The 25,784-nt window shown below is 59.7% G+C and carries 32 protein-coding genes; 15 read left to right on the forward strand and 17 right to left on the reverse strand.

Features of this window, described 5'->3' with window-relative positions:
* Positions 1-10: 10 nt before the first annotated feature.
* The 10 genes from trmD to ffh form a co-directional block, all read right to left on the reverse strand.
* Positions 11-814, reverse strand: a complete 804-nt coding sequence (gene trmD / locus GS620_RS19770) for a tRNA (guanosine(37)-N1)-methyltransferase TrmD (RefSeq protein ID WP_171617497.1) — start codon at positions 812-814, stop codon at positions 11-13.
* Positions 811-1,626 carry a hypothetical protein gene (locus GS620_RS19775; protein ID WP_171617498.1) on the reverse strand — a complete coding sequence of 272 codons (816 nt, stop codon included), beginning with the start codon at positions 1,624-1,626 and terminating at the stop codon, positions 811-813. The genes trmD and GS620_RS19775 overlap by 4 nt, the downstream gene beginning before the upstream one ends.
* Positions 1,626-2,129: a ribosome maturation factor RimM gene (gene rimM / locus GS620_RS19780; RefSeq protein WP_152457030.1), complete on the reverse strand. Its 504-nt coding sequence runs from the start codon at positions 2,127-2,129 to the stop codon at positions 1,626-1,628. Before rimM ends, GS620_RS19775 begins: the two co-directional genes overlap by 1 nt.
* Before the next feature lie 148 nt (positions 2,130-2,277).
* A complete protein-coding gene (gene bluB, locus GS620_RS19785) occupies positions 2,278-2,913 on the reverse strand; it encodes a 5,6-dimethylbenzimidazole synthase (protein ID WP_171617499.1) in 636 nt (211 codons plus the stop codon).
* Between the two features lie 12 nt (positions 2,914-2,925).
* A complete protein-coding gene (gene rpsP / locus GS620_RS19790; protein WP_010437590.1) occupies positions 2,926-3,315 on the reverse strand; it encodes a 30S ribosomal protein S16 in 390 nt (129 codons plus the stop codon).
* A 40-nt stretch (positions 3,316-3,355) separates the two neighbouring features.
* Complete coding sequence (locus tag GS620_RS19795) at positions 3,356-3,652, reverse strand: chorismate mutase (protein ID WP_152457032.1); 297 nt, start codon at positions 3,650-3,652, stop codon at positions 3,356-3,358.
* On the reverse strand, positions 3,649-4,188 hold the full coding sequence (locus GS620_RS19800) for a GNAT family N-acetyltransferase (protein WP_171617500.1): 540 nt from the start codon (positions 4,186-4,188) through the stop codon (positions 3,649-3,651). Before GS620_RS19800 ends, GS620_RS19795 begins: the two co-directional genes overlap by 4 nt.
* Positions 4,185-4,736, reverse strand: a complete 552-nt coding sequence (locus GS620_RS19805) for a GNAT family N-acetyltransferase (protein ID WP_171617501.1) — start codon at positions 4,734-4,736, stop codon at positions 4,185-4,187. Before GS620_RS19805 ends, GS620_RS19800 begins: the two co-directional genes overlap by 4 nt.
* Positions 4,733-5,245, reverse strand: coding sequence for a GNAT family N-acetyltransferase (locus GS620_RS19810; RefSeq protein WP_171617502.1), 513 nt, complete (start codon positions 5,243-5,245; stop codon positions 4,733-4,735). The genes GS620_RS19805 and GS620_RS19810 overlap by 4 nt, the downstream gene beginning before the upstream one ends.
* A 41-nt stretch (positions 5,246-5,286) precedes the next feature.
* Positions 5,287-6,783, reverse strand: a complete 1,497-nt coding sequence (gene ffh / locus GS620_RS19815; RefSeq protein WP_171617503.1) for a signal recognition particle protein — start codon at positions 6,781-6,783, stop codon at positions 5,287-5,289.
* Positions 6,784-7,034: 251 nt separating this feature from the next.
* Between ffh and GS620_RS19820 the strand changes: the two genes are divergently transcribed.
* Positions 7,035-7,922 carry a sulfotransferase domain-containing protein gene (locus tag GS620_RS19820; RefSeq protein ID WP_171617504.1) on the forward strand — a complete coding sequence of 296 codons (888 nt, stop codon included), beginning with the start codon at positions 7,035-7,037 and terminating at the stop codon, positions 7,920-7,922.
* Here GS620_RS19820 and GS620_RS19825 read toward each other — a convergent pair.
* Complete coding sequence (locus GS620_RS19825; protein WP_171617505.1) at positions 7,919-8,443, reverse strand: hypothetical protein; 525 nt, start codon at positions 8,441-8,443, stop codon at positions 7,919-7,921. The two genes, GS620_RS19820 and GS620_RS19825, sit on opposite strands and share 4 nt — an antisense overlap.
* A 279-nt stretch (positions 8,444-8,722) precedes the next feature.
* Between GS620_RS19825 and GS620_RS19830 the strand changes: the two genes are divergently transcribed.
* Positions 8,723-9,253 (forward strand): prolyl-tRNA synthetase associated domain-containing protein, encoded by a 531-nt coding sequence (locus GS620_RS19830; RefSeq protein WP_171617506.1) that lies wholly within the window; start codon positions 8,723-8,725, stop codon positions 9,251-9,253.
* Here GS620_RS19830 and GS620_RS19835 read toward each other — a convergent pair whose 3' ends face one another.
* A complete protein-coding gene (locus GS620_RS19835; RefSeq protein WP_171617507.1) occupies positions 9,254-9,991 on the reverse strand; it encodes an aspartate/glutamate racemase family protein in 738 nt (245 codons plus the stop codon). It lies immediately after the preceding gene.
* Between the two features lie 70 nt (positions 9,992-10,061).
* Positions 10,062-10,643, reverse strand: coding sequence for an FMN-dependent NADH-azoreductase (locus GS620_RS19840; protein WP_171617508.1), 582 nt, complete (start codon positions 10,641-10,643; stop codon positions 10,062-10,064).
* A gap of 120 nt (positions 10,644-10,763) precedes the next feature.
* On the opposite strand from GS620_RS19840, the gene GS620_RS19845 reads away from it, so the two are divergent.
* The 3 genes from GS620_RS19845 to GS620_RS19855 all read left to right on the forward strand — a co-directional run bounded on the left by GS620_RS19845 (position 10,764) and on the right by GS620_RS19855 (position 13,092).
* Complete coding sequence (locus tag GS620_RS19845; RefSeq protein WP_152457042.1) at positions 10,764-11,642, forward strand: LysR family transcriptional regulator; 879 nt, start codon at positions 10,764-10,766, stop codon at positions 11,640-11,642.
* Positions 11,639-12,553: a DMT family transporter gene (locus GS620_RS19850; protein WP_171617509.1), complete on the forward strand. Its 915-nt coding sequence runs from the start codon at positions 11,639-11,641 to the stop codon at positions 12,551-12,553. Before GS620_RS19845 ends, GS620_RS19850 begins: the two co-directional genes overlap by 4 nt.
* 125 nt (positions 12,554-12,678) lie before the next feature.
* Positions 12,679-13,092, forward strand: a complete 414-nt coding sequence (locus GS620_RS19855; protein WP_171617510.1) for a universal stress protein — start codon at positions 12,679-12,681, stop codon at positions 13,090-13,092.
* Here the strand turns inward: GS620_RS19855 and GS620_RS19860 are convergent.
* Complete coding sequence (locus GS620_RS19860; RefSeq protein WP_171120302.1) at positions 13,089-13,424, reverse strand: metalloregulator ArsR/SmtB family transcription factor; 336 nt, start codon at positions 13,422-13,424, stop codon at positions 13,089-13,091. The genes GS620_RS19855 and GS620_RS19860 overlap by 4 nt on opposite strands.
* A 231-nt stretch (positions 13,425-13,655) precedes the next feature.
* Here GS620_RS19860 and GS620_RS19865 point away from each other — a divergent pair, with 231 nt between their 5' ends.
* The 6 genes from GS620_RS19865 (at position 13,656) to GS620_RS19890 (ending at position 17,261) form a co-directional block, all read left to right on the forward strand.
* Positions 13,656-13,988, forward strand: coding sequence for an AtpZ/AtpI family protein (locus GS620_RS19865; RefSeq protein WP_152457046.1), 333 nt, complete (start codon positions 13,656-13,658; stop codon positions 13,986-13,988).
* Positions 13,989-13,990: 2 nt separating this feature from the next.
* Positions 13,991-14,749: a F0F1 ATP synthase subunit A gene (locus tag GS620_RS19870; protein ID WP_152457047.1), complete on the forward strand. Its 759-nt coding sequence runs from the start codon at positions 13,991-13,993 to the stop codon at positions 14,747-14,749.
* 48 nt (positions 14,750-14,797) lie between these two features.
* Positions 14,798-15,022, forward strand: a complete 225-nt coding sequence (locus tag GS620_RS19875) for a F0F1 ATP synthase subunit C (RefSeq protein WP_005981269.1) — start codon at positions 14,798-14,800, stop codon at positions 15,020-15,022.
* A gap of 86 nt (positions 15,023-15,108) precedes the next feature.
* Entirely contained in the window at positions 15,109-15,660 is a 552-nt protein-coding gene (locus GS620_RS19880) for a F0F1 ATP synthase subunit B' (protein ID WP_171617511.1), read from the forward strand.
* 5 nt (positions 15,661-15,665) lie between these two features.
* Positions 15,666-16,226 (forward strand): F0F1 ATP synthase subunit B, encoded by a 561-nt coding sequence (locus GS620_RS19885; protein ID WP_170344804.1) that lies wholly within the window; start codon positions 15,666-15,668, stop codon positions 16,224-16,226.
* A gap of 201 nt (positions 16,227-16,427) precedes the next feature.
* Positions 16,428-17,261 carry a hypothetical protein gene (locus GS620_RS19890; RefSeq protein WP_171617512.1) on the forward strand — a complete coding sequence of 278 codons (834 nt, stop codon included), beginning with the start codon at positions 16,428-16,430 and terminating at the stop codon, positions 17,259-17,261.
* Positions 17,262-17,303: 42 nt separating this feature from the next.
* Here GS620_RS19890 and GS620_RS19895 read toward each other — a convergent pair whose 3' ends face one another.
* Positions 17,304-18,074 carry a FadR/GntR family transcriptional regulator gene (locus GS620_RS19895; protein ID WP_171617513.1) on the reverse strand — a complete coding sequence of 257 codons (771 nt, stop codon included), beginning with the start codon at positions 18,072-18,074 and terminating at the stop codon, positions 17,304-17,306.
* A 150-nt stretch (positions 18,075-18,224) separates the two neighbouring features.
* Here GS620_RS19895 and GS620_RS19900 point away from each other — a divergent pair, with 150 nt between their 5' ends.
* The 4 genes from GS620_RS19900 to GS620_RS19915 all read left to right on the forward strand — a co-directional run bounded on the left by GS620_RS19900 (position 18,225) and on the right by GS620_RS19915 (position 23,870).
* Positions 18,225-19,418 carry a PLP-dependent aminotransferase family protein gene (locus tag GS620_RS19900; protein WP_171617514.1) on the forward strand — a complete coding sequence of 398 codons (1,194 nt, stop codon included), beginning with the start codon at positions 18,225-18,227 and terminating at the stop codon, positions 19,416-19,418.
* 26 nt (positions 19,419-19,444) lie between these two features.
* The gene (locus GS620_RS19905) at positions 19,445-19,870 is read left to right on the forward strand and encodes a hypothetical protein (protein WP_253283999.1); all 426 of its coding nucleotides are present in this window, start codon (positions 19,445-19,447) and stop codon (positions 19,868-19,870) included.
* Positions 19,871-20,010: 140 nt separating this feature from the next.
* Positions 20,011-23,466 carry a chromosome segregation SMC family protein gene (locus GS620_RS19910; RefSeq protein ID WP_171617515.1) on the forward strand — a complete coding sequence of 1,152 codons (3,456 nt, stop codon included), beginning with the start codon at positions 20,011-20,013 and terminating at the stop codon, positions 23,464-23,466.
* 53 nt (positions 23,467-23,519) lie between these two features.
* On the forward strand, positions 23,520-23,870 hold the full coding sequence (locus GS620_RS19915; RefSeq protein WP_171617516.1) for a hypothetical protein: 351 nt from the start codon (positions 23,520-23,522) through the stop codon (positions 23,868-23,870).
* A 12-nt stretch (positions 23,871-23,882) separates the two neighbouring features.
* On the opposite strand, the gene GS620_RS19920 is transcribed toward GS620_RS19915, so the two are convergent.
* Positions 23,883-24,569 carry a hypothetical protein gene (locus GS620_RS19920; RefSeq protein ID WP_171120294.1) on the reverse strand — a complete coding sequence of 229 codons (687 nt, stop codon included), beginning with the start codon at positions 24,567-24,569 and terminating at the stop codon, positions 23,883-23,885.
* Between the two features lie 49 nt (positions 24,570-24,618).
* Positions 24,619-25,782 carry a lytic murein transglycosylase gene (locus GS620_RS19925; protein ID WP_171617517.1) on the reverse strand — a complete coding sequence of 388 codons (1,164 nt, stop codon included), beginning with the start codon at positions 25,780-25,782 and terminating at the stop codon, positions 24,619-24,621.
* Positions 25,783-25,784 lie beyond the last annotated feature (2 nt).

Genomic DNA, 25,784 nt, shown 5'->3' on the forward strand with positions numbered 1-25,784 from the left:
GGGTCTAGTCCTAGGATTCTGATCTGGCTTTGACGTATTCTGCCCAGATATCAGGACGCCGTTCGCGCGTGATGTCTTGTGCCATTTTTTGCCGCCATTCCGCGATCCGGCCATGGTGGCCCGACATCAGTACCTCGGGGATCGGGCGCCCTTTCCAATCTGCGGGGCGGGTATACTGGGGGTGCTCCAGCAAACCCGAGGCAAAACTTTCTTCTTCGGTCGAAGCCTGATTTCCAAGCACTCCGGGAATCAGCCGTACCGTGGCATCGATCAGGGCTTGGGCCGCGATTTCGCCGCCGGTCATGACGAAATCACCCAACGACACCTCTTGCACGCCATAATGTTCCAAAACGCGCTCGTCCACGCCTTCAAAACGACCGCACAGAAGGGTCATGCCGTCACACCGGGCAAGATTCTGCATCATGCGCTGATCCATGCGGCGCCCGCGCGGGCTGAGGTAGATCAGCGGCCAGTTCCCTTGAACGCCTGCCATCGCATGCTCGATCGCGTCACCCAGAACATCGGCCCGCAGAACCATGCCGGCGCCACCCCCGGCCGGGGTGTCATCAACGTTGCGGTGTTTGCCTATACCGAACTGTCGCAGATCCACTGTTTCCAGTTGCCAAAGCCCTTCCTGCAAGGCTTTGCCTGTCAGGCTTTCGCCCAGAACACCGGGGAAAGCGGACGGGAACAAAGTGATGATCTTGGCTTTCCAGACCCCGTGCAGATCAGGGCTCGGCGTCATCAGCTCGCGTGGTTTCAGGGAAGGACGGATCGCCTTGCGGCCGTGGGATCTGCTGGGTTTCTCTGTCATGTCTGGCGGGCCAGTTCGTTCTGTGCGGATTGAATCAGTGCTTTCTTCTGGGTGATCATGGCGGCGTCGTCCAGCGAGGATCGGTTCAGCGCCAGGATTTCCTGTAGCACATCGTCTGAAAATGTTGGCGTGCCATGTGCAGGCCCGACAAGCTGTGACGAAAGCTCGGGTGGCAGGTTCAAAAATTCGGCCAAGGGCGCACCTGCACCAAGGCGGTGGTTCTGCAACGCCTCCATCCACTCCGTTCTGACCTTGACGGATGGCAACCGATTCCGGACGGCATCAGCGGTTTCCTGAAGCGATGGCAAATGGGCAAGGTCGGAGGAAAAGGCGTCCAAGTCCTGCACCGTGCGTGATTTCTGCAAGTCGTGTGCCCACAGGCTCCGCAGCCATTGATCGCGGGCGCGCAAGGATATGTAGATCGTGATGTCGGTTTCATGACCCAGGAACCGACGCCGCACGACGCTGACCAGAGTTTCCGCCAGCTCCGGTGCGGCACCGTAGCCTTCGCGCTTGTTTCTGCTGGGGCGCAAGCCTGCGAAATTCTCTTCGCTCAGGATCAACCCCCGGCGTGCGCCGAAATCCAGATCGTCCAGAAACGCGTGCAGGTGGCTTCCAAAACCCGCCAATGTGGAATCCAGCCGGTAAAGCGAGTGACGCGTGGCGCTCTCGCTCAAGCCGCTGTTGCGCGTCTTGTAGGGCAGAACCAACGCGAAGCGTGGCCAGATCAGTTTCCGGTTTTCATAAAGGAAGGACTGTGCTGCGGTCATGCCTGTCTTGTGCAGGCCCAGATGCAGCAGGACCCGACGCATCAGATCAGGCCTTCGGGCGGGTCGGCCACGATACGGCCTTGTTCCAGATCCACCGTGGGTACAACTTGCATCGTGAAAGGCAGCAAAACCGTGGTTTTCAGGCCCGGCCCGTGCAATTCCAACAAGTCCGCGGCCCCGTGGTTCTGCACCGATTTGACCTTGCCCAGCAGGGTGCCTCCGGTGTCATAGACATCCAGCCCGATCAGATCGTTGTGGTAGAATTCATCATCGGGCAGCGACGGCAGTTGATCGCGCCTTGCATAAAGGCGCAACCCATTCAGGGCATCCGCCTGTTCCTTGGTTTCAACGCCACCAAGGCGGGCCGCGAATCCGTTCTTGATGGTGCGCGTCAATACCACCGGATAACGCTCTTTGCCCGCTTCATCGGTCAGCGGCGAATAGGTCTCGATATCTTCGGGAACGGCGCAAAAGCTTTTCAGCCTCACCTCGCCTCGCACACCGTAAGCCCCCGCGATGCTGCCGACGCAGATCAGATCACTCATTGGCTGCCCCAGTCGTCAAACATATCCCGTTTCTCCATTCGCCAAGCCCGTTGCAGGCTTCGCGCTGGTTGTTGCGTTCGAAGAACACGCCCACAATAAAGGCGATCAACAGCAGAATGGGAAGTCGTATCAATCCGAACATGAGGCCTTACCGTGTTTCGATCGTCAGGCCCTGCGCCCGGGTTTCCCAGCCGACCTGTTCCAGTTCAGGTGTATCCGACATCTGTTCCGGCCGGCCGACACAGAAATAGCCGATCAGGCGCCAGGTTTCAGGAACATTCAGATCGCGCTTCATCTGGTCGGGATCCAGAATGGAAACCCAGCCCAGCCCCAGCCCTTCGACCCGAAGTGCAAGCCAGAACAAAGTGATCGCTGACACGACAGAGTAGCGCCGCATCTCGGGCATCGTGCCGGCGCCCAGCCCCAGCCCTTTTTCGGTGCTGTCGTCGCAAAAGACGGCCAGTTGCACGGGCGCTTCCTGCATCCCGGCAAGCTTCAGCCTGCTGTATAGCTGCGCCTTGTCCCCCGAGTAGCCCGCCAAAGCGTGGTCGTTGGCGGTGCGAAAATTCTTCAGCGCTGCGGCCCTTGCCGCTTCGCATTCGACGCGGATCACGCGCCAGGGTTCGCTGAGCCCCACCGAAGGGGCCAGTCGAAATGCGTCGAGGCAGCGCGCCAGCACTGCCTCGTCAATCGCATCGGTGCGGAACCGGCGCACATCCCGCCGGAGCCGCAACAACAGGTCGAACTGCGTGCGAAAATCGTCTGTAAAGGGGTGATCCCGCACGCGTGCGCCTGCTTATTCTTCTGCTGCGGCTTCTTCTGCCGGAGCAGCAGCTGCTTCGGCTGCTTCAGCAGCCTTGGCGGCTTTCTCTTCGGCGCGCTCCTGGGCTTTCTTGCCCGGAGTTCCCTTGTTGGGGTTGTTGCGCTCGGCCTTGTCACGGGCACCGGCCGCTTCCAGCATACGTGCGATACGGTCGGTGGGCTGTGCGCCCTGATCCAGCCAGTACTGGATGCGCTCCATGTTCATTTTCACGCGCTCTTCGCTGTCTTTCGGCAGCAGCGGGTTGTAGGTGCCCAGTTTCTCGATGAAACGGCCATCGCGCGGCATACGGCTGTCGGCCGCAACGATGCGATAGAAAGGACGTTTTTTCGAGCCGCCGCGGGCGAGACGAATTTTCATTGCCATGGTGGTATCTCCTTTGAATGGCGTTACTGGGATTTCCCAGTCAATTCTGGTGTTTCTTGTGGTGTCGGATGACTTCCTGAATGATGAAATTCAGGAAAGCCTTGGCGAAATCGGGATCCAGGTCGGCCTCATTCGCCAGGTCTTCTAACCGTGCGATCTGCGCAGCTTCGCGCGAAGGATCGGACGGGGGAAGGTCGTGTTCGGCCTTGAGCTTGCCAACGGCCTGCGTGTGCTTGAACCGCTCGCCAAGTGTATAGACAAGGATCGCGTCCAGCCTGTCGATGCTTTCGCGATGCTCTTTCAACAGCGTGGCAGCCTGTGTCACGGGGTTGGTCATTGGCCGGTCCTTTCGGTGGTCAAGTCAATCTGCGGATGGCGCCAGATCTGAGCGTGCTTGCCCAGAAGTTCGGCATTCTCAAGCTCCAGCGTTGCACCAAGCCGTTCAGCCAAAGCGCGCGAACGATCATTTGCATGGGCGATGTACGAGATCACGCCGTTCAGGCCCTGATGCCGGGCGGCATGATCACGCGCAGCCGCTGCGGCCTCAAAGCCCAGACCTTTGCCTTCGGCCTCTGCCATCAGCGTCCAGCCCAGCTCGGGCTCCGCCCAGCCGGGTACGTAGATCATGCCTGCCCATCCCACGAATGCGCCGCTGGCCTTTTCAGTCAGATGCCACAGACCATAACCGCGCAGCGCCCAATGACCCAATCTGTTCGAAAGAGAGCTCCAGCTTCCAAGCGCGTCCTTGGGACCACCAACCATATGGCTGCGCTGGGTCGCGAAGAATGCGGTCATCGCGGGCAGGTCATCCAGATGCGGCGCGCGCAGGATCAGGCGTTCGGTTTCAATTGTGGGAATGGTGAAAGAGGTCATGCATATGCCTCCATTCCGCCATTCACCAGATCCGAGGGCGCCGGGTGCCGCCAGATTTCGGATTTTCCGAACTTGGGGTGGTCATAGTGATACTCGAACTGCGCGCCCAGACGCTTGGCCACGGCCTTGCTGGCGAGATTGTCCAGGTCGATCAGTGAGATCGCGGTTTCCCAGCCCAATACATCATAGGCGTAGGCGCGTGCAGTCAGCGCGGCCTCGGTCGCATAGCCCTTGCCGGTGGCGTGGTTCAACAGGGTCCAGCCAACCTCGGGTTCCGGCCAGCCTTCGGGAAACCAAAGCCCGATCCGCCCGACATAGGTGCCGGTGTCTTTTTCATCGACGCTCCAATACCCATAGCCGCGCAAGGCCCAGTGCCCCAGCAGCGAGGCGACCACCCGCCAAACCTCGTCCCTGCGCAGAGGGCCGCCGACGAACTTGGCCGCATCGCTTGCAAAGAAGGCGGTGTCCGCATCGATATCGGCCTCGGACGGTGCGCGCAGGATCAGGCGTTCGGTTTCCAGCGTCGGGATCGGCATCGCGAATGTCATGCCTGCACCTCGCGGTAGCGCCAGACATGCTGGGTTGGCCCAAAGGCGCTTTCTGCATCGGCATCACGCGCTGCGCCCAGTCGTTGGGCAAGCGCGTTCGAACGGGTGTTGGATTGCGAAACATAGCTTACGAACTGCCCCGATCCCAGCAGGTCAAATCCGAAATCACGCACGGCGGTGCAAGCTTCGGTGGCATAGCCCTGCATCCGGTGTTCAGCGCCGAACATATAGCCAAGTTCCGGTTCGCGATCATCCCATTCCAAGCCCAGAACGACGAAGCCAATTGCCCGATCATCACTCTTGAGCGTGACCGTGAACAGCCCGTGACCATGCAGAAGCCAGCCCGCGGTATAATAGGAAAACTCGGTCCACGCGGCTTGCGCTGTGTCACCAAAGCTGTCCTTGCAGATCGACGTCCACACCGGCAGGTCGTCCAGAGTGGGCACGCGCAGGACCAGCCGCCGGGTCTGAATGACCGGCAGGGCTGCGCGATATTGCACTGCTGCCATCGCCGCCTTTCCGGACGGGGGCTGGGTACAGCGTGCGGGGGTCACTTTTTCTTTCCGAACCCGCTCAGGCCTGGTGGCAGACCCATGCCGCCGCCCAGACCGGGCATCTTGCCGCCCATGGCCTTGGCCGCCTGTTCCAGCGCCTTGGGATCCATGCCTGCGGCCATCTCCTCGGGGCTGGGGCCGCCTTTGCCGAACATGCCTTTCATGGCCTGTTTTAGCATCTTGCCTTTGCCCATCTTGCCCATCTTCTTCATCATGTCCGACATCTGCCGGTGCATCTTGAGCAGCTTGTTGAGGTCGCTGACCTCCATCCCGGACCCCGCCGCGATGCGTTTCTTGCGGCTGGCCTGAAGGATCTGCGGGTTGGCGCGTTCGCGCTTGGTCATCGACTGGATCATGGCGATCTGCTGGCGCAGGATCCTGTCGTCCAGACCGGCCTGATCCATCTGCTTGGCCATCTTGCCCATGCCCGGCATCATGCCCATCATGCCCTGCATGCCGCCCATCTGGATCATCTGTTCCAGCTGCATCTTCAGGTCGTTCATGTTGAACTGACCCTTGACCATGCGCTTCATCATGCGCTCGGTCTGTTCCATCTCCATCGTTTCCTGGGCCTTTTCGACCAGGGCAACGATGTCACCCATGCCCAGAATTCGACCGGCGATCCGGTCCGGCTCGAATGTTTCGAGCGCGTCCATCTTCTCGCCCAGACCGACAAAGCGGATCGGCTTGCCGGTCACGGCGCGCATCGACAGGGCAGCACCGCCGCGCCCGTCGCCGTCCATCCGTGTCAGGACCACGCCCGAGATACCGACCTTGGCGTCGAACTCTTCAGCGACCTCAACGGCAACCTGCCCGGTCAGCCCGTCGACGACCAGCAGCGTCTCGCGCGGGTCAACCACGTTGCGCACCTGCTCGACCTCGTCCATCAGTACTTCGTCGATGTGCAGACGGCCCGCAGTGTCGAGCATGTAGACGTCGTAACCGCCCAGCGTCGCCTGCTGCTTGGCGCGCTTGGCAATATCGACAGGTTTCTGGCCGGGAACGATCGGCAGGGTGTCCACCCCGATCTGAGTGCCCAGAACCGCAAGCTGATCCATCGCCGCCGGACGGTAGACGTCCAGCGAGGCCATCAGGACCTTCTTGCCCTCTTTCTCTTTCAGACGTTTCGCCAGCTTGCCGGTGGTCGTCGTCTTACCCGAACCCTGCAAGCCGACCATCAGGATCGGCGCGGGCGGGTTGTCGATCTTCAGCGCACCGGGGTCTTCCTCGCCACGCAGGGTGTCAACCAAAGCGTCATGCACGATCTTGACGACCTGCTGGCCGGGGGTGATCGACTTGGTGACTGCCTGACCGGTGGCCTGGCTTTGAACTTTCTTGACGAATTCCCTTGCAACCGGCAGCGAGACGTCGGCCTCAAGCAGGGCAACGCGGACCTCACGCAGGGCGGTTTTGACGTCTTCTTCGGACAGGGCGCCCTGTTTGGTCAACCGGTCGAAGACGCCAGAGAGGCGTTCGGATAGATTTTCAAACATGCCTGCGGCCTCCTTAGCCGGTTCTGATTTGGCGCCCCTTAGATAAGGGCAGACGGGTCAATGCACAAACGCCCCCACGGGCGAAACTCGCTGGTGGGGGGCGATCCCTGAACGACTCAAGGGACCGGAAGATCGAAACGCTTCCGGATGTTGGGGCGTCATCTACGCCTCTGGGCCGTGTGAGTCAAGATAAGCTATGTGAGTGTCACATTGCGGGCTATTCTGCGTGATTGAAGCTGAGGGAGGGGGCGATGAAGAATGGTCTGCCGCGAAAGACGACCGACTATGTCGGCGAAGTGACCAACACCGATATATGGTCCGGATTCGAGATCCGGCCCAGCGACGTCTTTGTGTGCACACCGCCCAAATGCGGCACCACTTGGACGCAAACACTGGTGCGCATGCTCATCACCGAAACGGCCGCCCCCAGCGTGTACGACAACAGGGTCTCACCGTGGCTTGATTGCGGTTTTCGCGATCGGGTCGCGCAGGCGGATGAACTGAGCGCGCAAAGACATCGGCGCTGTATCAAGACACATACCCCGCTTGATGGCATCGCATTCTCGCCAAATGCGCAATATCTGGTTGTTCACCGCCATCCGGTTGACGTTCATTTTTCAATGCGCCGCCATGTCGAGAATATGAAGCATAACTGGCTTGATTACCTGTTCCCCGACGATCTGTCGGAAGCTTTCGACATGTTTTTGAACCGGCCCGCGTCATCCAAGGGCACAGATGACCTGACCCTCAGATCGATCATTCATCACTTCCATTCCTTTTGTATGTATCGCGACCTGCCCAACATTCATTTTCTGCACTATGCCGAGCTCAGCCGAGATCTTCCGGGACAGGTCGCGCGGCTTGCACGGATCATGGACATCGAAATTAACTCGGATCTGGTCAAGCACATAGCCGAGGCCGGCAGTTTCGGATCGATGAAAAACAATGCCATACGTCTGGAGCAAACCCCCGGATTCACCAGCGGGTTTCACGACTTTGCGCAGTTCTTCTTTTCGGGCACAAGCAACAAGTGGGAAGGCAAACTGACCGAGCAGGACATGGCGCAATATGACGCCTGCATTTCCCGGCTGGTCTCAGCCGAAGAACGCTTGTGGCTGGAACGCGGCCTGGCCTCTTAATTCGTCCCGACTGCGCGACGGTCTTGGCCGGGCTTAGATGGAAGCCAGTCATTCACCGCCTCGGCCAACCGGTGAGAGCCGGAGCCGCCGGAAAACGCTTCGACAATTGGATGGCGACCCGCGCTCATGCCTTTCTCAAGAACAAGGACCGGGCGATACAGCGTCGAGGTGCCGTTTTTGCCACGGGATGTCGTGCTTTCGATTTCTGCGTGGGACAGGTTGGACAGTTTGTGTTCAACCGCTTCATACCCGAAAACCGATTGGCGGCGGATCAGGATACTGTCTTTGTGCCGATCCAGAATGGTCTGAACCCGTCTTACGAAAGCGCAAAACGCACCAAACCCAAGACCGCCTCCGCCAAGGGCAAAGATCAGGCCGAACCAGATGCCTTCGCCGCCCGTGCTCATCAGAAAGATACCGGGGCCGACAAAGGCCAGAATGAAAATGACCAGCGTGATACCGATGAACCAGGGCATATTGGCGATGATCAGTTGGTTCGGGGTGTCTCGGGTCACTTTCATGGCGGTACGCTAGCACCGTTTCAACACCCTGTTCCAGTTTGTTTCATCACGGTCTTTCGTGAAATCAGGCTGAAACGCGCAGGGCCAGCGCAGCACCGTCCTTGATCTCGGGCAGTGTGGTTGGCGGGGTCAAGGCCAGGTTCGGCAAGCCAGACGCTGACTGCGCCTGTGATGCGCGCGATTTTCATTCGGGCGGGTATCACCCACGCAATTGTATGTCTCGCGCTTGAATTCCAAGCTTTGTTGCGCGATGAGCAATCCCCAAAAAGCGAGGGCTTCATGGACGCTTCATCCACCCATCAGGACACTTTGCCGCTGAGTTCGGACGCATTGCTTGCGCAGATGGAAGATTGGGGGCTGACCTATCGCCTGCATACCCATGTGCCATTGCGTACGGTCGAGGATGCAAAGGCGGTCGAAGACCAGTTCATGACACCCGGAGAGAACGCGCTGCGGGTCAAGAACCTGTATCTGCGCGACAAGAAAAAGCGCAACTATCTAGTGACCTTGGAACAAAGTCGCGAGATTGATCTCAAGGCTTTGGGGGCCGAGTTGGGCATAGGCAACCTGTCCTTCGGCTCGGCGGACCGGCTGTTTCAGAATCTCGGCATACGTCCCGGCGCCGTCAGTCCGCTGGCGATGATCAACGGTGTTCAGAATGATGTCAGGTTCTTCATGGATGCGGCGGCGCAGCAGGCTGAGGTGATTTACATGCACCCCCTTGTCAACGACCGCACCGTGGCCCTGACGCGGGCCGACATGATGGCCTTTTTCGATCGCATCGGCTGCGCGGTCACGTGGTTGCCCTGATTACGTCAGCGCCTCTTTCAATGCGGCGGCGACATGCGCGGCTGACGGGTTGACGAACAGATGCCCGTCAGCTTCGAACACCGGATCGTCCAGGTGGTTAGGAAAAGCCAGTGGAAGCTCGGTACAGGCCAGCAGGATCGCGGTTCCGGGGCTGGCGTGCTTGTCGCAAAACGCCAGCAGTCTGGCGCGGGCGATGTCAGACGCACCACCGTAGAAATCACTGTCGATCATGGCCTGCATCTGGGAAATCTCGGGTTCAGGCAACCGTTCATTCGCGGCAATGCCTTCGGCGGCCAATCGGTTCGCATAGTTGGTGGCCTGCATTGTCACGGTGGTTCCCAGGACCAGAGCCCGTGATGCGCCGGTACCTGCCGTCGCCTCGGCGGTTGCGTCAAAGATGCTGAGGATCGGCATCGAGACACCCTGCCGTATCGCGTGAAGCCGCGCATGGGGGGTGTTGGACGCGATAATGCCAAAATCGCACCCGGCGCGTTCGAGAGTCAGCAGGGCGTCGCGGAACACCGCGTCAAAATCCGCCCAGCTTGCCTCATCACCGGCGACACCGCGCAGGGCGCGCGTTCTGGCCTGCGTAACGGATTCGATGGTCATCGGTGGGATCGGCAAAGGCGAACCATGGCCGCGTTCCGCGTGATAACGCCCGGCCCCTTCGGCAATCGCCCGGTAATAATCGACGGTCGAGGCCCAGCCCACACCGCCCAGAATGCCGATTTTCTTCATGTGGCCCATCCAGTCTGCCTGTTTGCTCGCATGCAGACTGGACGTTTCCACGCTCGTTGGCCAGAGGCGATCAGGCAGCAAGCTCCGCAACCGCCTTGTGGGCATTTTCCAGCGCCGCATCCGGGTTCACGGCCATCTGATCCGCGGCGATGACGTCGACGTCATGAATGCCGATGAAACCCAGAACGTGGCGCGCGTAATTGGTGGCGAAATCAGCTTCGGATCCGACAGGAACACCGCCTGATGCGATGGCCAGAATGGCACGTTTCCCTTCCAGCAGACCTTTGGGTCCGTTTTCCGTGTAGGAAAAGGTCAGGCCCGCGCGCGCCACGAGGTCGACCCAGGCCTTGAATGCGGCAGGCACTGAAAAGTTGTAGATCGGCAGGCCGATGACGATGGTGTCGGCCTCTTGCAGTTCGGAAACCAGTTCGTCCGACAGGGCCAGCCGGTCGCGCTGTAGATCGTCGCGCTGCTCGGCGGGGGTGAAATTGGCGGCGATCCAGTCTTCTGTCAGCAGGGGCAGGGGGGTGGCCAGATCGCGGCGGATGATGCGGTCTGCACCCAGTTGCTTGACCACACGGTCAGACAGATCGCGCGTGGTCGAGTTCACGCGGCGGGCGGATGAGTCGATGTGAAGGATCGTTTTGGTCATTGTTTTGCTCCTTTTGGTCAGGGGAATCTTGTCCTTCGCCCAATATGATTGTTGCGTTGGTGAACAAAACTCGGATACATCAACAGTTATTGTTGGAAATTGCACAGTGACGACATTGCCATGGATAATTGGGATGAAGTGAGAACCGCCTATCAGGTGGCACGCATGGGGACGGTCAGCGGCGCGGCAGAGGTTCTGGGCGTTCACCACGCCACCGTGATCCGCCACATAGATGCGATCGAGGCGCGATTGGGTGTCAAACTGTTCCAGCGCCATGCCCGCGGGTATACGCCGACCGAAGCAGGCGACGATCTGTTGCGCGTGGCCCAGGCGACCGAAGATCAGTTCAACCAGCTTGTGGGCCGGATGAAGGGACGCGGAGACGATGTCTCGGGTGAATTGGTCGTGACTTCCCTGGGGTCTCTTGCCCCGTTGGTGGTGCCGACGCTCACCGCGTTTCAAAAGATGCATCCGGACCTGATCGTGCGATACCTGACGGGCGATCGGCTGTTCCGGCTGGAATACGGTGAGGCGCATGTGGCGATCCGCGCCGGATCGGCCCCCGATCAACCCGACAATGTCGTCCAGCCTTTCCGACAAGAGGAAGTTGGTCTTTATGCCAGCGCCTCGTACATCGAACGGTTCGGCAAGCCATCCGGAATCGAAGATTTTGCACGCCATCACTTCGTCAGTTCCGATGACGAAACCAGCCGCGCGCCGTTCACACGCTGGCTGCGCGCGACGGTACCCGCCGACCGCATCACCTTCCGCTGTACCAACAACTTCTGCATGCGCGAGGCGGTTCTGGCCGGTGCCGGCATCGGCTTCATGGCCCGTTGGGAGGCTGCCCGCCACGACAATCTGGTCGAGGTGATTGATCCGCTGCCGGAATGGTTCGGCAATCTGTGGCTGGTGACCCACGTGGACTTGCACCGCACCACCAAGGTACAGGCCTTTCTGAGCTTTCTGAAAGAAGAAGCCAAAGGCTGGCAGCCATGAGCCCGCAGATGCGTGGCCATCTGGCCATGCTTGCCTTTTCAGCCCTTGTGGCAGGCAGCTTTTCGTTGGGGTCCATGATCGCCAACGAAATCGCGCCAGCCGCCCTGAATGCGGTTCGCTTTGCGATTGCGGCTGCCGTGATTGGTTTGGCCGCACTGGCGACAACCGGCCTGCCGCGCAGCGCCGCGCAGGCCCCTTGGCGCTATCTGGTGCTCGGGGCTTTGTTCGCCACCTATTTCGTCCTGATGTTCTATGGGTTGCAAACCGCCCCACCTGTCAGTGCGGCAGCGGTGTTCACCCTGACACCAGTTGTCTCTGCCATGGCGGGGTGGGTCTTGTTGCGCCAAATCACGACTCCGCGCATGGCGCTGGCCCTGACCATTGGCGCTGTGGGGGCGCTTTGGGTGATTTTCCGGGCCGATTGGCAGATGTTCCGCGCCTTTGAAATCGGGGGCGGCGAAATCATCTATTTCTGGGGCTGCGTCGCCCATGCGATCTATACGCCCATGATACGCAAGCTGAACCGAGGAGAGCCCGCCGTGGTATTCACCTTCGGTACGCTGGTCGCCGGGTGTCTGTTGTTGGTCGTGTTCGGCTGGTCCGAGCTGATGGCAACCGATTGGGCCGGGCTTCCTGCTATTGTCTGGATCGGCCTGTTCTACATTTCGTTCTTTGCAACGGCAGCCAGCTTCGTGCTGGTGCAGTTTTCTTCCTTGCGGCTGCCGTCGGCCAAGGTCATGGCCTATACCTACCTGGTTCCCAGCTGGGTCATTTTGTGGGAGATTGCGCTGGGCAAAGGCGTGCCAACCGGTTTGATCCTGGGTGGTGTGGCGCTGACAATCATCGCCCTGCTGATGTTGTTGAAAGAGGAAGTTCCGCCCTCGGTGCCAGTGCGCCGCGCCATGGAATAAGCCATGTCTTCGCTGGAAAATCCGGCAGATCCAATATGCATTCCAGAGGTGGAATTTGTTGAGCCAGATCAAGGCACCCCTGTGGGCCTTTCCATAACCTCTTTGGCAGGCAAATGGAGGAGATCATGTTCAAACACATCATGTTGCCGGTTGACCGGCATCTGCCGCCCGAAGTTCGCAAAGCAGCCGATGTTGCCGGGCAGGTTGCAAAGTGGCAGAGCGCCAAAATCACTCTGGTCAGCGTCACCGGGGCCCATATGGGTGAATCCTCGGAAACCGAGGCCGAGATCGACAAGGAATTGGCGGAGTTCACCGAACAGTTGGCCGCAGAAAGTGGATCTGACGTTTCGATGCGCAAAATCCACTCGGTCGACGTTGCCGCTGAGGTGGACAGCGATCTGACCCGCGCGGCCGAGGAGATCGGCGCAGATCTGGTCATTGTCGGCACCCACGCGCCCCGGATCACCGACTATATTTTTTCCAGCCACGCCGGTTATCTGGCGAAACACGCCAGCATGTCTGTTTTTGTGGTGCGCTAGGCCTCGCCCGACGTTGGCAGTTCAGCTTCCAGAAACCGTTCGAACGCGTCCAGATTGACGGGCTCGAATTGTCCGAACCCCTGCATCCAGACCGAAGCGGCGCGCAAGGCGTCGGGTTCCAGCTTGCACCATTTTACCCGACCGCGTTTTTCCTGACTGATCAGACCGGCCTTGGTCAGTATGACCAGGTGTTTGGAGATCGCGGCCAGCGACATTTCGAACGGTTCGGCCACATCCGTCACCGCCATGTCATCCTCCAGCAGCATCGCCAGAATGGCGCGGCGGGTGGGGTCGGCGAGGGCTGCAAAGACGGTGTCGAGATCGTTGGACATGCGTCCGCTCAACCATAGCCGCCGGGATTGGTCAACCATTTGGTTGAATATGCGGATTCAGGGCTTTGGCGGCGCAATGGTGGCCCTCGAAACCAATGACACGCCCCGGGACTTCTGAAAACCAAAGCATTTTCAATGATCTAGGCTGCGTCAATGAGGGCATTCAAGGTCGTTGACTCTGCGCGCTTCGCGCCTTAGCACCATGCCCAAGATTGTACGAGGGAAACGCCCGTGACCGATGATGACCAAAAGCAGCGTATGGCGCAGCTTGAGGCCAAGATCGAAGCGGCGAAAAAGGCCAAAGCGCCAAAGCCTCGTGCGGATGCTGACGTGTCCGGGGGTGAGCTTGCCTGGCGGATGGTCATCGAAATGGTATCCGGTCTGGGGATCGGATTTGGCATCGGATACGGGCTGGACAGCCTGCTCGGGACGATCCCGATCTTTCTGGTGCTGTTTACATTGCTGGGCCTTGTCGCGGGCGTGAAGGTTATGCTCCGCAGCGCGAAAGAGGTTCAAGAGAAACAAACGGCGGCAACGGCTGCCGAGAAGGACGAGAGGGACTGAACGTGGCAACCGAGACCACCGCAGCAGAAGGCAGCAGCCTGGTATTCCACCCGATGGATCAGTTCATCGTCAAGCCGCTGTTCGGCGATGGTGCAGTAGGCATGTTCACCGTCACCAACGTGACCCTGTGGTTGTTCTTTGCGGTGCTGGCCATAATCGCTCTGCTGGTACTGCCCACCTCGAAACGCGCCATCGTTCCGACCCGTATGCAGTCGGTGGCCGAGCTGGCCTATGGCTTCATCTACAAGATGCTGGAAGACATCTGCGGCAAGGAAGGCGTGAAATACTTCCCCTATGTCATGACCCTGTTCATGTTCATCGTCTGCGCGAACTTCCTGGGGCTGATCCCGACCTCGTTCACCACCACGTCGCATTTTGCCGTGACCATCCCGCTGGCGCTGGCCGTGTTCCTGACCGTGACCGTGCTGGGTTTCGTGAAAAACGGCGCCGCATTCCTCGGTCTGTTCTGGGTCTCCAGCGCGCCTCTGGCGCTGCGCCCGATCCTGGCGATCATCGAGCTGATCTCGTACTTCGTGCGTCCGGTCAGCCACTCCATTCGTCTTGCCGGAAACGTCATGGCTGGCCACGCGGTTATCAAGGTTTTCGCAGGCTTCGCCGCGATTGCCGTGATCTCGCCCGTGTCGGTTCTGGCGATCACCGCTATGTATGGTCTTGAGGTCCTCGTGGCCTTCATTCAGGCCTACGTATTCACCATTCTGACCTGTGTTTATCTGAAAGATGCGCTGCATCCGTCGCACTAAGGTCCGATACCCCAACATCGAAACTTCCAATTCGTAAGGAGATACATCATGGAAGGCGATCTCGCACACATTGGCGCAGGCCTGGCAGCAATCGGTTCCGGCGCAGCCGCAATCGGGGTGGGCAACGTAGCAGGCAACTTCCTGGCCGGCGCCCTGCGCAACCCTTCGGCGGCTGCTTCGCAGACCGCAACCCTCTTCATCGGTATCGCGTTCGCAGAAGCCCTGGGGATCTTCGCATTCCTGGTCTCGCTGCTGCTGATGTTCGCCGTCTAATCTGCGGAACCTGATCCTTACGCGCAGGTGGGTCCAAGCCATAGCGGCCCACCTGTTGTAAAGACAAGTTTCCGACGGAGGATATCATGGCGACTGAACCCCTTACAAAAGAGGTAGCTGGCTCGTGCGTCGACTCCTATGGCTCTGCCATCGGGATGCCGCAGCTCTGCTTCGATTGGTTCCCCAACCAGATTTTCTGGCTGGTCATTACGCTGGTCGTCATCTTTCTGGTCCTGTCCCGCGTGGCTCTGCCCCGCATCGCGGCAATCCTGGCTGAACGTCAGGGGACCATTACAAATGACCTGGCTGCGGCCGAAGATCTGAAGGCCAAGGCGGTCGAGGCCGAAGAGGCCTATAACAAGGCGCTGGCCGATGCCCGTTCTGAGGCACAGCGTATCGCAGCGGAAGCACGCGCTGAAATTCAGGCTGGACTGGATGACGCGATTGCCAAGGCGGATGCGGAAATCGCTGCCAAGGCGGCTGAATCGGAAAAGGCAATCGCCGAAATCCGTGCCGGTGCGCTGGAAAGCATTCAAGTGGTTGCCAAGGATACGGCGGCTGAACTGGTCACCGCACTGGGCGGCGAGGCAGATGCCAAAGTCATCGACAGTGCAGTAGACGCACAGACGAAAGGATAAGTGACATGCGGAACACTCTTGCCCTTATCCTGACCGTTGGTGCCGCCAGCCCCGCGCTGGCTGCAAGCGGCCCGTTCTTTTCGCTTGGCAATACCGACTTTGTTGTCCTTCTGGGCTTCATCGTCTTCATCGCGGTCCTGTTCTACTTCAAGGTCCCCGGTATGATCGGTGGCGCGCTGGACAACCGTGCCGAAGGCATCAAATCTGAACTGGACGAAGCCCGTGCTCTGCATGAAGAAGCCCGCAGTTTGCTGGCCTCGTACGAGCGCAAGCAGCGTGAAGTTCAGGGGCAGGCCGATGCGATCGTCGCGGCAGCGAAGGAAGACGCGGCCCTGGCGGCAGAACAGGCGAAAGCTGACTTGGAAAAGTCGATCGAGCGTCGTCTGGCCGCAGCTCAGGACCAGATCGCTTCGGCCGAAGCGTCTGCACTGAAGGAAGTGCGTGATCAGGCCGTATCGGTTGCGGTTTCGGCGGCCAGCTCGGTTCTGGCAAAGCAAATGACCGCAGCGCAGGCCAACAAACTGATCGATGCATCGATTGCAGACGTGGATGCCAAGCTGCACTGACGGGTGACCCCGACAGACACGCGATACAGACGACCCGAGAGCTTTTGGCTGTCGGGTCTTTTGTTTTCGTCGTGCTTCTGCTTCTGTTGTTTCAAACACTCCGAATCCTACGACCTGCTGGGGATCAGGTTGATAGGGGCGCTCTGATGAGAGCGTGACAATAACAGGGAAAGACAGGCGGTGTCAGGCAACGCAGTTTCGATGAATATTGTCGGCGTCGTCCGAAATGGCGGGTCAGCGCTGATCGACACGATCAACAGAATCGAAAACCTGTCTGCGCAGTTGCACCGGTTCACCGTCACCATTGCCACGAACGACAACACGGACGGTACGGATCAAGTGTTGTCCGACTATGCGGGTCAAAGCCGGTATGTTGATATCCTGCAGCTGGATGGTCTTGCGTCAGAATTGCCAAACCGGGTCGAGCGTATCACGGCGGCCAGAAATGCAGTTCTCAAAAAACTCGAGGATCAGGACACGGACCTGGAGTTGACGCTGGTGTTGGATCTGGATGGTCCGAATACCTGTCTGGATGCTCAGGCGGTTCTGACAGCAGCGCAGCGGGTCGCCCCGTTGTGGGAGGGTGTTTTCGCCAACCCCAAACCAGCATATGACGATATCTACGCTTTGCGTTGTTCGGGTTGGTGTGATGAAGACGTGTGGCAACGCATTCAAAGCACGCGCCGGCCGCTGTTCGGGCGTCGCAAGTGGCGCCGGTCTGTCATGAAGTCCGCTGTTTTTGACCGCCAGTTCCACATTCCTGCCGATACGCCCCTGATCCCGGTCGACAGCGCATTCGGCGGCGCCGGTTTGTATAAATCCCGCGCGTTGCGAGGGTTGCGCTATACTTGCCGGGACGAAAAAGGCCAACAGGTGTGCGAACATGTAATGCTGCACAAACGTCTGAGAGATCGCGGCGCAAGGCTGTTCATCGACCCGGCGCTGACGACACTGGCCGCGGAGGACCGTCTGGGAGAAGGCAGCGGCACGCCGTTCCCCCGACATCTGCTGCCAGCCGTGTCAGGTGCTGCCTAGTCCCGGCCTTGCCCTGCCAAGTCTGCAAAATCCGGACCGCGCTCAGCCCCGCCCGGTTTCGTGTTGCAGCCTTTGTTGCGCAATAGCTTCGTTCCGATCGGTCTTTTGCTGGTCCGCCATGCAGCGTTCCACAAAATCCAAATGGCGTTCGATTGCATTTCGGGCGGCCAGAGGATCACGCTCTTGCAGCGCCGCATTGATGGCGCGGTGCTGATCCAGGATGGCCTCGCGGGTGGCGCGCTGACGGAACATGGTCTGACGGTTGTAGAACACCCCCTGCACCAGAAGGTCATACATCGACCGCATCATGTGCAGCATCACCACATTGTGGCTGGCTTCGATGATGGCCATGTGGAACTCGGCGTCCAGCTGCGCCTCGTCATTCGCGGCGTTTCGGTTGTGGGCCGCCTGCATCTTGTCAAAGATCGCCTGAACGACCTTCAGGTCGCTGTCTGACCCCAGGCGCGCCGCCCGTTCCGCCGCCAGCCCTTCCATGTCACGGCGAAAGGACAGGTAATCGAATACGGCTTCTTCATGGCTGCCAAACAGGCGGATCAGTGCCGGTGAAAAGGCAGAGCCCAGAACCTCGGCCACATAGATCCCGGATCCGGCTTTCGCGGTCAAAAGGCCCTGTTCCTGAAGGTCGGAAATCGCATCTCGCAGGGACGGGCGCGAAACGCCCATGCGCTCTGCCAACTCCCGCTCGGATGGCAGGCGCTCGCCGGGGCGCAGGATGCCTCGCAGGATCAAAAGCTCGATCTGGCGAACGACTGCGAGCGACAGCTTTTCCGTCTGAACTTTGTGAAATGGCATCTCTTCTTCCGAAATTGGTCAATTCATTTGACCATGGACGTCGGTGCTGTTCAAGAATCCCCGGTCGCATCCATTGAATAATTAGGTCAGTAATATTGACTTTAATAGTGGAGAGCTTAGGCTGCGCCGAATTGAGATCGGAGGAGCCTCATGTCCCAACACCCTTTGTTTGCCACCCGGGCCTCGCGAATGAAAGCGTCAGAGATTCGCGAATTGCTGAAGCTGCTTGACCAACCCGGCATCATTTCCTTTGCCGGTGGGATTCCTGATCCCGCACTGTTTCCCGCCGATGCGTTTGCACAGGCGTTTCAGCAGGCCCTGGGGCCGGATTTGCAAGCGCAGGCGCTGCAGTATTCGGTCAGCGAAGGCTATGTCCCATTGCGGCAGTGGCTGGCGCAGCACATGCGCGAAATCGGGGTGGCCTGTGACATCGACAACATCCTGATCACCTCGGGGTCACAGCAGGCGCTGGACTATCTGGGCAAGCTGTTCCTGTCCCCCGGTGACACGGCCCTGGTCGGGTGGCCCACTTATCTGGGCGCGCTGGCTGCATTCAACGCCTACGAGCCACGCTTTGACCGGCTCAATGGCAATCAGGGGGCCAAGGAATACAAGGCCGCAGCGGGCGCAGGCGCAGTGAAATTTGCCTATCTGTCGGCGGATTTTGCGAACCCGACAGGAGAAACCGTGGACTTGCAGGGCAGAGAGGCTCTGCTGGATCTGGCCGAGGAACTGGATTGCGCGTTGATAGAGGACGGAGCCTATCAGGCGCTGCGCTATGACGGGGATCCGATCCCCCCCATCCTGTCATTGGAGCAGGCCCGCAAAGGGTCAATCGAGGACTGTCGGACGATCTATTGCGGCAGTTTCTCGAAAACGCTGTCGCCGGGTTTGCGCATGGGATGGGTCGTTGCGTCCAAGCCAGTCATTTCCCAGATGGTGCTGCTGAAACAGGCAGCCGACCTTCATTCCGCGACCATCAACCAGATGGCCGTGCATCAGGTGGCGCAGGCCTGTTTCGACACCCATATTCCGAAAGTACGAAAGGTCTATCGCGCCCGCCGTGATGTGATGCTGAACGCGATGGAACAGCATATGCATGACGGGGTGGAATGGACACGTCCCGAGGGGGGAATGTTCATCTGGGTCACGTTGCCCGAGGGGATGGTTGGCTCTGACCTGCTGGCGCGTGCGCTGGACACCGTCAAAGTAGCATTTGTTCCGGGGCAGGCGTTTTTCCCGGATGGCAGCGGGGCAAACACGATCCGTCTCAGTTTTTCGAATTCTGACGAGGCGACAATACGTGAAGGCATTCGCCGGCTGGGAGAGGTGCTGCGGGCCTGACGTCCGGAAAGGTTCTGTTAACCAAAATGCTGCAACTCTGCGGCATGATCCGGTTCCTCGCACCTCTCTTGCTGGCCGCCTGCGCCGCCGGCACTCCGCATTTCCGCGACGTTCCCGCCACGCGCGTGGCTGTGAATGGCAGTGTCTTTGATGTGCGTGTGCGCGGCGACCTGGCCGAAGCTGTGCGGATCAACGCGCAATACGCCCCCCGGCTGGGCCAGGTCCGGGATCGCGCCGCTTTGGCGATGGCGCAGGTTTCGGGATGTCCCATTCTGGACGTGCTGGGGGATGCAGCCGTGACCGTTGGGGTTTTGGGGTGTGACCGCGATGCGGGTGAGCGGCTTTTGCTGACGGCCGTCTCGACCCCCAATTACGAATGCATCGACTTTGGTCTTTATGAAAACGTCGGTGGGGAAAACGGGTATCAGGTCTTTGAATGCACGCCGTATTGAGATGCGCGCGTTCTTGCGTATTTCGGCAAGATGTTGTGGATAACTTGGGGTGATATCCCATATCCTGCGCAACTCCGTTGACTCAGACCCCATCCCTTGCGCAGACTTCCAATGCACAGGAATCATGGGACACGCAGCCATTGCGTTTCAGCAAGCTCAAACTGACCGGCTTCAAAAGCTTTGTTGATCCGACCGATTTGATCATCGCGGACGGGTTGACCGGTGTGGTGGGCCCGAATGGTTGCGGCAAATCCAACCTTCTGGAAGCTTTGCGTTGGGTGATGGGCGAAAACCGCCCCAAATCCATGCGCGGTGGCGCGATGGAAGACGTGATCTTTGCCGGGGCCGCCACGCGACCCGCGCGCAACTTTGCCGAAGTTGTCCTGACCATGGACAACTCGGAACGTCTGGCGCCGTCGGGGTTCAACGACAGCGATCAACTGGAAATCGTCCGCCGTATCACCCGCGATGTGGGCAGCGCCTACAAGGCGAACGGCAAGGACGTTCGTGCGCGCGACGTGCAGATGTTGTTTGCCGATGCTTCGACCGGTGCGCATTCGCCCGCCTTGGTCGGGCAGAACCGCATTGCCGAACTGATCAACGCCAAGCCGCGTGCCCGTCGCCGCATTCTGGAAGAGGCCGCCGGGATCTCGGGCCTGTATCAGCGTCGCCATGAGGCCGAGCTCAAGCTGAAAGGCACCGAAGCCAACCTGACCCGCGTCGATGACGTGCTGGAGCAGTTGGGCGGACAACTGGCCCAGCTTGCGCGTCAGGCCCGTCAGGCCGCCCGCTATCGCGAAATTGGCGAACAGCTGCGTCAGGCCGAGGGGATGCTGCTTTATCGACGTTGGAAAGAGGCCGACATGGCCCGCCAGCAGGCCGAAGAAAAACTGCGTGAGCGGATCACCGAAGCCTCCCGTGCCGAGGCTGAAGCCCGCGCCGCTGCCGCAAAACGCGCCGAGATCGAGGAAACCCTGCCGCCGCTGCGCGAAGAAGAGGCCATCGCCGCCGCCGTGCTGCAACGCCAGCAGGTGCAGCGCGATCAATTGTCCGACCAGGAAACCCGCGCCCGTCAAACGATCGAGACGCTGACCAACCGGATTCAGCAGCTGGCCAACGATATCGAACGCGAAGCCGGTCTGAACCGCGATGCGGGACAAATGATTGAACGGCTGGAATGGGAAGCGCGCGAACTGGCCAAGGCGGCAGAAGGTCACGACGAGAAAGTGGCCGAAGCGGCGGAAATCGCCCGCGAGGCAGCCTCGATCCTACAGGAACGCGAAGACCACCTGTCGCAGCAAACCGAAGATATGGCCCGTCTTGTCGCCCGGCACCAGTCCGCCCAGCGTCTGGTCGAAGACAGTCGCAAGACACTGGCCCGATCCGAGAGTGAAGAGGAAGAAGCCCGGAAAGCCGTGGACGAGGCCAAGACGGCCCTGATCCGCGCCAGCGAGGCGTTTGAAGACGCCCAATCGGGCGAAGAAGAAGCCCGTGAAGCGGTGGAAGCCGCCGAAGAGGCGCTTGCCGCGGCGGATGAACTGCGCAACGAAACGCAAGCACGCGAAGCCGAGGCTCGGGCGAGACGGTCCGAGGCAGAAGGCGAGCTGGGCGCGATCCGGGCCGAAACCACGGCGCTGGCCAAGCTGGTGGAACGCGACACGGCGGAAGGCGGTCAGGTGCTGGACCTGCTGCGCGTCGAACCCGGTTATGAAAAGGCTTTGGGTGCTGCTCTGGCCGACGATCTTCGCGCGCCGCTGGTCGAGGGTGACGGGCCATCCGGCTGGGTGCAGGTGGCTGGATATGACAGCGACCAGCCATTGCCTGAAGGGGCCGAGCCTCTGGCGCTTCATGTATCGGGCCCCGATCGTCTCAGCCGACGCATTGCGCAAATCGGGTTGGTGGATGCGGATCAGGGCGCACGGTTGCAGGCATCGCTGAAACCCGGCCAGCGTCTGGTGTCCCGCTCGGGCGACCTTTGGCGCTGGGACGGGTTCCGTGCCTGGGCCGAAGACGCGCCAAGCGCTGCTGCTCTGCGGTTGGAGCAGCTCAACAAGCTGGAAGCACTGAAACAGGACCTTGCCCGTGCCGAAGCACAGGCTGACGGTGCCCGTGCCGCGCATGAGGCGCTGTCTCAGCAATTGGCGGATGTGACCGAGGCAGACCGGCGCGCGCGTGAGGCCCGCCGTGCTGCTGATCAGCGCATGGCCGAAACCGCGCGCGCACTGTCGCGGGCCGAGGCCGACCGCAATCTGGCCCAGGGCAAGCTGGAAACTCTGACCCTCGCCGTTGACCGCCACAAGGACGACGCCACGGCCGCCCGCGCGCAACTGCGCGACGCCGAAGCGGCTTTGGCCGGTCTGGGTGATCTCGACAGTGCCCGCGCACAGGTCGAAGACATCAAGCAGACGGTCGAGGCGGCGCGGATCACCATGCTGACCCACCGTTCGACTCATGACGAGCTGCGCCGTGAGGGGGACGCTCGCACGCGTCGTACCCAGGAGGTCGCGAAAGATCTCAGCGGGTGGCGCCACCGTTTGGAAACGGCTGAAAAGCGGATTTCCGAACTTGCCGAGCGCAAGGAAAGCTCGGAAGAAGAGCTGACGGAGGCCATGGCCGTGCCCGGCGAAATCGCCGAGGCGCGTGAGGAGCTGAACGAACAGATCGAAGCCGCCGAAGCACGGCGCGCCGAAGCCGCCGACAAATTGGCCGAAGCCGAGGCTATGCACCGTGAAATCGTTCTGGCCGAACGGGAGGCCGAGCGTCTGGCATCAGAAGCGCGCGAAAGCCGTGCCGCGGCCGAGGCGCGCTGTGACGCGGCCAAGGAAAGTGTTGTCGCGGCGGCCGAACGGATCGCCGAGGATCAGCAACTGACCCCGAACCAATTGCTGAACCAGTTGGACGTGAACCCCGACCAGATGCCAGCTGCGGACGTTCTGGAATCCGAAGTGAACCGTCACAAACGTCAGCGCGACGCGATGGGGGCCGTGAACCTGAGGGCCGAGGAAGACAGCAAGGAAGTTCAGGAAGAATTCGATACGCTCAGCAGCGAAAAAGCCGATCTGGAAGAGGCAATCAAGGCGCTGCGCAGCGGGATCGCCAGCCTCAACCGCGAAGGGCGCGAGCGGTTGCTGACCGCGTTTGAACAGGTGAATTCGAACTTTGCCATGTTGTTCAAGCATCTCTTTGGGGGCGGCGAGGCCAATCTTGTGATGGTCGAAAGTGACGACCCGCTGGATGCGGGCCTTGAGATCATGTGCCAGCCGCCTGGCAAGAAACTGTCGACTCTCAGCCTGCTGTCGGGCGGAGAACAGACCCTGACGGCGACCGCGCTGATTTTCGGCGTCTTCCTTGCCAATCCAGCTCCGATCTGCGTGCTGGACGAGGTTGATGCGCCTTTGGATGATGCAAACGTGACGCGTTTCTGTGATCTGCTGGACGAGATGTGCCGCCAGACTGACACGCGGTTCCTGATCATCACCCACCATGCGGTGACGATGGCGCGCATGGATCGCCTTTTCGGTGTCACAATGCAGGAACAGGGAGTCAGCCAACTGGTTTCGGTCGATCTGAAGAAGGCCGAACAGATGGTCGCCTGACCGCTCACTGGAAGTTTATGACGGTTGCGGCTTTATCGCGCTAACGTGAGCGCATGACGCGCTTCCTGATCCCCGCCCTCATCGCCGCCGGCCCTGTATTTGCAGCCGACTGGCCCGTCAAAACCGGGGATACGCCCCTTACAGCCGCAGAGCTTGATGCTTTGGCGGGGCAGACACTGACCTTTTACGACGACGGACAGGCCAAATTCTCGGCCGGGGGCGCCTATTCCTACACATACGCAAGCGGAGAATCTGCCTTTGGAACTTACGCGATTGCCGATGATGGCAGCGTGTGCATCGCGTACCGCAATGGGTTCAGCCGCTGTGATCTGTACGTGCGTAGCGGGGGGCGACTGATCCTGATAGACGAGAAGGGCGACCGCTATCCGGTGCGGCCGGAGTAGTGCGTACCATGATTAGTGTTCTTTCTTCGCCGCGAGAGGACGGACAAGTTCGGAAACGGCACTTTGAACGATAAGTATGTTCCGCCGCCAAGCTTTAATATTCTTAGGATCAACGTCAGGCCAATCATAGACTGAGCCATGATGATTGATGGTTACAAGTCTGATCTCTGCGAATATATCGTCAGAAACGTATAGAAGTAAGTCGCAGCCTTTTCCACCTAACTCAGCGGCCAGCGGGTTCAGCGATTCACGACATAGCAAAGCTTTATCGTCGTCTTCTTGGCCGATAAAATCTACTTGTGAATAAAGACGAGACACGGTTTGCGGGTTTTTGAGTGGGGAGTAGTTTGGATTCAATATGGCTCGCAATGATATGCCAAGCGTCCCTTCGGGCACATGAATTTCTAGTGCTTCTAGATCTTGGTGTCGCCAATAGACTGAGGTTGCATCCTCGGATAGCCAGGCAATCTTATCGTCTGACCAAGCGGGGGAGACCACAAAGCACACAGCTGTCTCTCTTGAAATCAATGGTAAATAGCCTTCTCCACAAACTGTCTCAGTTGAGGGCCTGTCAGAGTTGCCTTGTTCTGGTTTGTCGATCTTGCGCAATGGCAAGATGAAAGGGACAATAAGAAGCAATACAATTGAAATCACGGTAGCGCGTCGAAATTTTGAGCGATTGCTGGAGAGCTTTGGCATCATGACCGCAAGTTGAAGACTTCTGCTAAATGCAAGACTTAGTAAGACACTATAATTTTCCTAGCAACTCCACCGTCGGCCATGCATCCGCAGGCAATCCCAATCTCACCTGTTCGGCCCGCACTGCGGCGCGGGTACCGGCACCCAGAATCCCGTCGATCTTGCCCACATCATATCCTTTGGCTTGCAGCTTGGTTTGCAATTGCTTCATCTGCGCGCCGCTCAGGCCCGGCGTGGGGTTGCCAGCATCATAAATTTGTGCCCCTTCCAGACGTGTCCCGAAATAGGCGGCAGTCAATACATAGACAAAGCTCTGGTTCCATTCGAAATAGACGTCGAAATTCGGATAGGCCAGAAAGGCCGGGCCCTTGTGCCCCTGGGGCAGGATCAGCGAGGCAGGCAGGTTTGCCAGCGACCCGCTGCGTGCCTGAACGCCCATGGCCTGCCAATCGGCCACCGACCGGGGCTTGCCGGGGCCGGACAGAGACCAGTCCATCTGCGCGGGCACCGCGACCTCTTGCAGCCACGGTTCGCCTGCGCGCCAGCCCAGATGCGACAGCATCTTGGCCCCGGACATCAGCGCATCGGGGGCCGAGGTTTTCAGGCGGACATGCCCGTCGCCGTCACCATCGACACCGTTTTCCAGAATGTCCCGCGGCAGCATCTGGACCATACCGATTTCCCCGGCCCACGCGCCCGTTGTGCGGGCCGGGTCGAAATCACCATTCTGATAAAGTTCGATGGCCGCGAAGATTTGAGGGCGGAACAGGTCGGGGCGACGGCAGTCATGGGCCAAAGTCACCAGTGCATTGCGGGTGTTGAAGTCGCCCTGAAAGGATCCGTAGTCGGTCTCGAATGCCCAGAAGGCCAGCAACACCCCGCGTGAGATGCCGTATTGCTTTTCGATCCGGTCAAACACCGCGTCATATTTGCGCGACATCGCCTGCCCGCGTTCGATCCGATTGGCCGAGATCAGCCGCCGGGAAAACTCGATAAAGGGTTTCTGAAACACCCCCTGCGCCCGATCGGCCTTCAGCACGGCGCTGTCCTGCTGCACGCCTTTGAAAAATGCGTTCACGGTGGATTTGTCAAAGCCTTGCTGCACGGCCTCGGCCTTTAGCCCTTTGACAAAGGAATTGAAGCCACCACCACATTGGGCCAGGGCAGGTTGGGCAAACAAGGTGGCGGCGATCAGGCCGGAAAGAAAACGCATGA

Source organism: Ruegeria sp. HKCCD6428, assembly GCF_013110595.1.
Taxonomy (GTDB): Bacteria; Pseudomonadota; Alphaproteobacteria; order Rhodobacterales; family Rhodobacteraceae; genus Ruegeria.

What these genes read in the sequence shown, in the direction of transcription:
- GS620_RS19835 (WP_171617507.1), bottom strand. Translation starts at nt 9,991, where the DNA reads ATGAAGAAAATCGGCATTCTGGGCGGTGTGGGCTGGGCCTCGACCGTC.
- GS620_RS19900 (WP_171617514.1), top strand. Translation starts at nt 18,225, where the DNA reads ATGTCCCAACACCCTTTGTTTGCCACCCGGGCCTCGCGAATGAAAGCG.
- GS620_RS19855 (WP_171617510.1), top strand. Translation starts at nt 12,679, where the DNA reads ATGTTCAAACACATCATGTTGCCGGTTGACCGGCATCTGCCGCCCGAA.
- GS620_RS19875 (WP_005981269.1), top strand. Translation starts at nt 14,798, where the DNA reads ATGGAAGGCGATCTCGCACACATTGGCGCAGGCCTGGCAGCAATCGGT.
- GS620_RS19810 (WP_171617502.1), bottom strand. Translation starts at nt 5,245, where the DNA reads ATGGCAGCAGTGCAATATCGCGCAGCCCTGCCGGTCATTCAGACCCGG.
- GS620_RS19825 (WP_171617505.1), bottom strand. Translation starts at nt 8,443, where the DNA reads ATGAAAGTGACCCGAGACACCCCGAACCAACTGATCATCGCCAATATG.
- GS620_RS19890 (WP_171617512.1), top strand. Translation starts at nt 16,428, where the DNA reads ATGAATATTGTCGGCGTCGTCCGAAATGGCGGGTCAGCGCTGATCGAC.
- GS620_RS19860 (WP_171120302.1), bottom strand. Translation starts at nt 13,424, where the DNA reads ATGTCCAACGATCTCGACACCGTCTTTGCAGCCCTCGCCGACCCCACC.
- trmD (WP_171617497.1), bottom strand. Translation starts at nt 814, where the DNA reads ATGACAGAGAAACCCAGCAGATCCCACGGCCGCAAGGCGATCCGTCCT.
- GS620_RS19925 (WP_171617517.1), bottom strand. Translation starts at nt 25,782, where the DNA reads ATGCGTTTTCTTTCCGGCCTGATCGCCGCCACCTTGTTTGCCCAACCT.
- GS620_RS19915 (WP_171617516.1), top strand. Translation starts at nt 23,520, where the DNA reads ATGACGCGCTTCCTGATCCCCGCCCTCATCGCCGCCGGCCCTGTATTT.
- GS620_RS19820 (WP_171617504.1), top strand. Translation starts at nt 7,035, where the DNA reads ATGAAGAATGGTCTGCCGCGAAAGACGACCGACTATGTCGGCGAAGTG.
- GS620_RS19895 (WP_171617513.1), bottom strand. Translation starts at nt 18,074, where the DNA reads ATGCCATTTCACAAAGTTCAGACGGAAAAGCTGTCGCTCGCAGTCGTT.
- GS620_RS19905 (WP_253283999.1), top strand. Translation starts at nt 19,445, where the DNA reads ATGCTGCAACTCTGCGGCATGATCCGGTTCCTCGCACCTCTCTTGCTG.
- GS620_RS19795 (WP_152457032.1), bottom strand. Translation starts at nt 3,652, where the DNA reads ATGACCAACCCCGTGACACAGGCTGCCACGCTGTTGAAAGAGCATCGC.
- GS620_RS19885 (WP_170344804.1), top strand. Translation starts at nt 15,666, where the DNA reads ATGCGGAACACTCTTGCCCTTATCCTGACCGTTGGTGCCGCCAGCCCC.
- ffh (WP_171617503.1), bottom strand. Translation starts at nt 6,783, where the DNA reads ATGTTTGAAAATCTATCCGAACGCCTCTCTGGCGTCTTCGACCGGTTG.
- rpsP (WP_010437590.1), bottom strand. Translation starts at nt 3,315, where the DNA reads ATGGCAATGAAAATTCGTCTCGCCCGCGGCGGCTCGAAAAAACGTCCT.
- GS620_RS19805 (WP_171617501.1), bottom strand. Translation starts at nt 4,736, where the DNA reads ATGACATTCGCGATGCCGATCCCGACGCTGGAAACCGAACGCCTGATC.
- GS620_RS19775 (WP_171617498.1), bottom strand. Translation starts at nt 1,626, where the DNA reads ATGCGTCGGGTCCTGCTGCATCTGGGCCTGCACAAGACAGGCATGACC.
- GS620_RS19920 (WP_171120294.1), bottom strand. Translation starts at nt 24,569, where the DNA reads ATGCCAAAGCTCTCCAGCAATCGCTCAAAATTTCGACGCGCTACCGTG.
- GS620_RS19845 (WP_152457042.1), top strand. Translation starts at nt 10,764, where the DNA reads ATGGATAATTGGGATGAAGTGAGAACCGCCTATCAGGTGGCACGCATG.
- rimM (WP_152457030.1), bottom strand. Translation starts at nt 2,129, where the DNA reads ATGAGTGATCTGATCTGCGTCGGCAGCATCGCGGGGGCTTACGGTGTG.
- GS620_RS19850 (WP_171617509.1), top strand. Translation starts at nt 11,639, where the DNA reads ATGAGCCCGCAGATGCGTGGCCATCTGGCCATGCTTGCCTTTTCAGCC.
- GS620_RS19880 (WP_171617511.1), top strand. Translation starts at nt 15,109, where the DNA reads ATGGCGACTGAACCCCTTACAAAAGAGGTAGCTGGCTCGTGCGTCGAC.
- GS620_RS19800 (WP_171617500.1), bottom strand. Translation starts at nt 4,188, where the DNA reads ATGACCTCTTTCACCATTCCCACAATTGAAACCGAACGCCTGATCCTG.
- GS620_RS19840 (WP_171617508.1), bottom strand. Translation starts at nt 10,643, where the DNA reads ATGACCAAAACGATCCTTCACATCGACTCATCCGCCCGCCGCGTGAAC.
- GS620_RS19830 (WP_171617506.1), top strand. Translation starts at nt 8,723, where the DNA reads ATGGACGCTTCATCCACCCATCAGGACACTTTGCCGCTGAGTTCGGAC.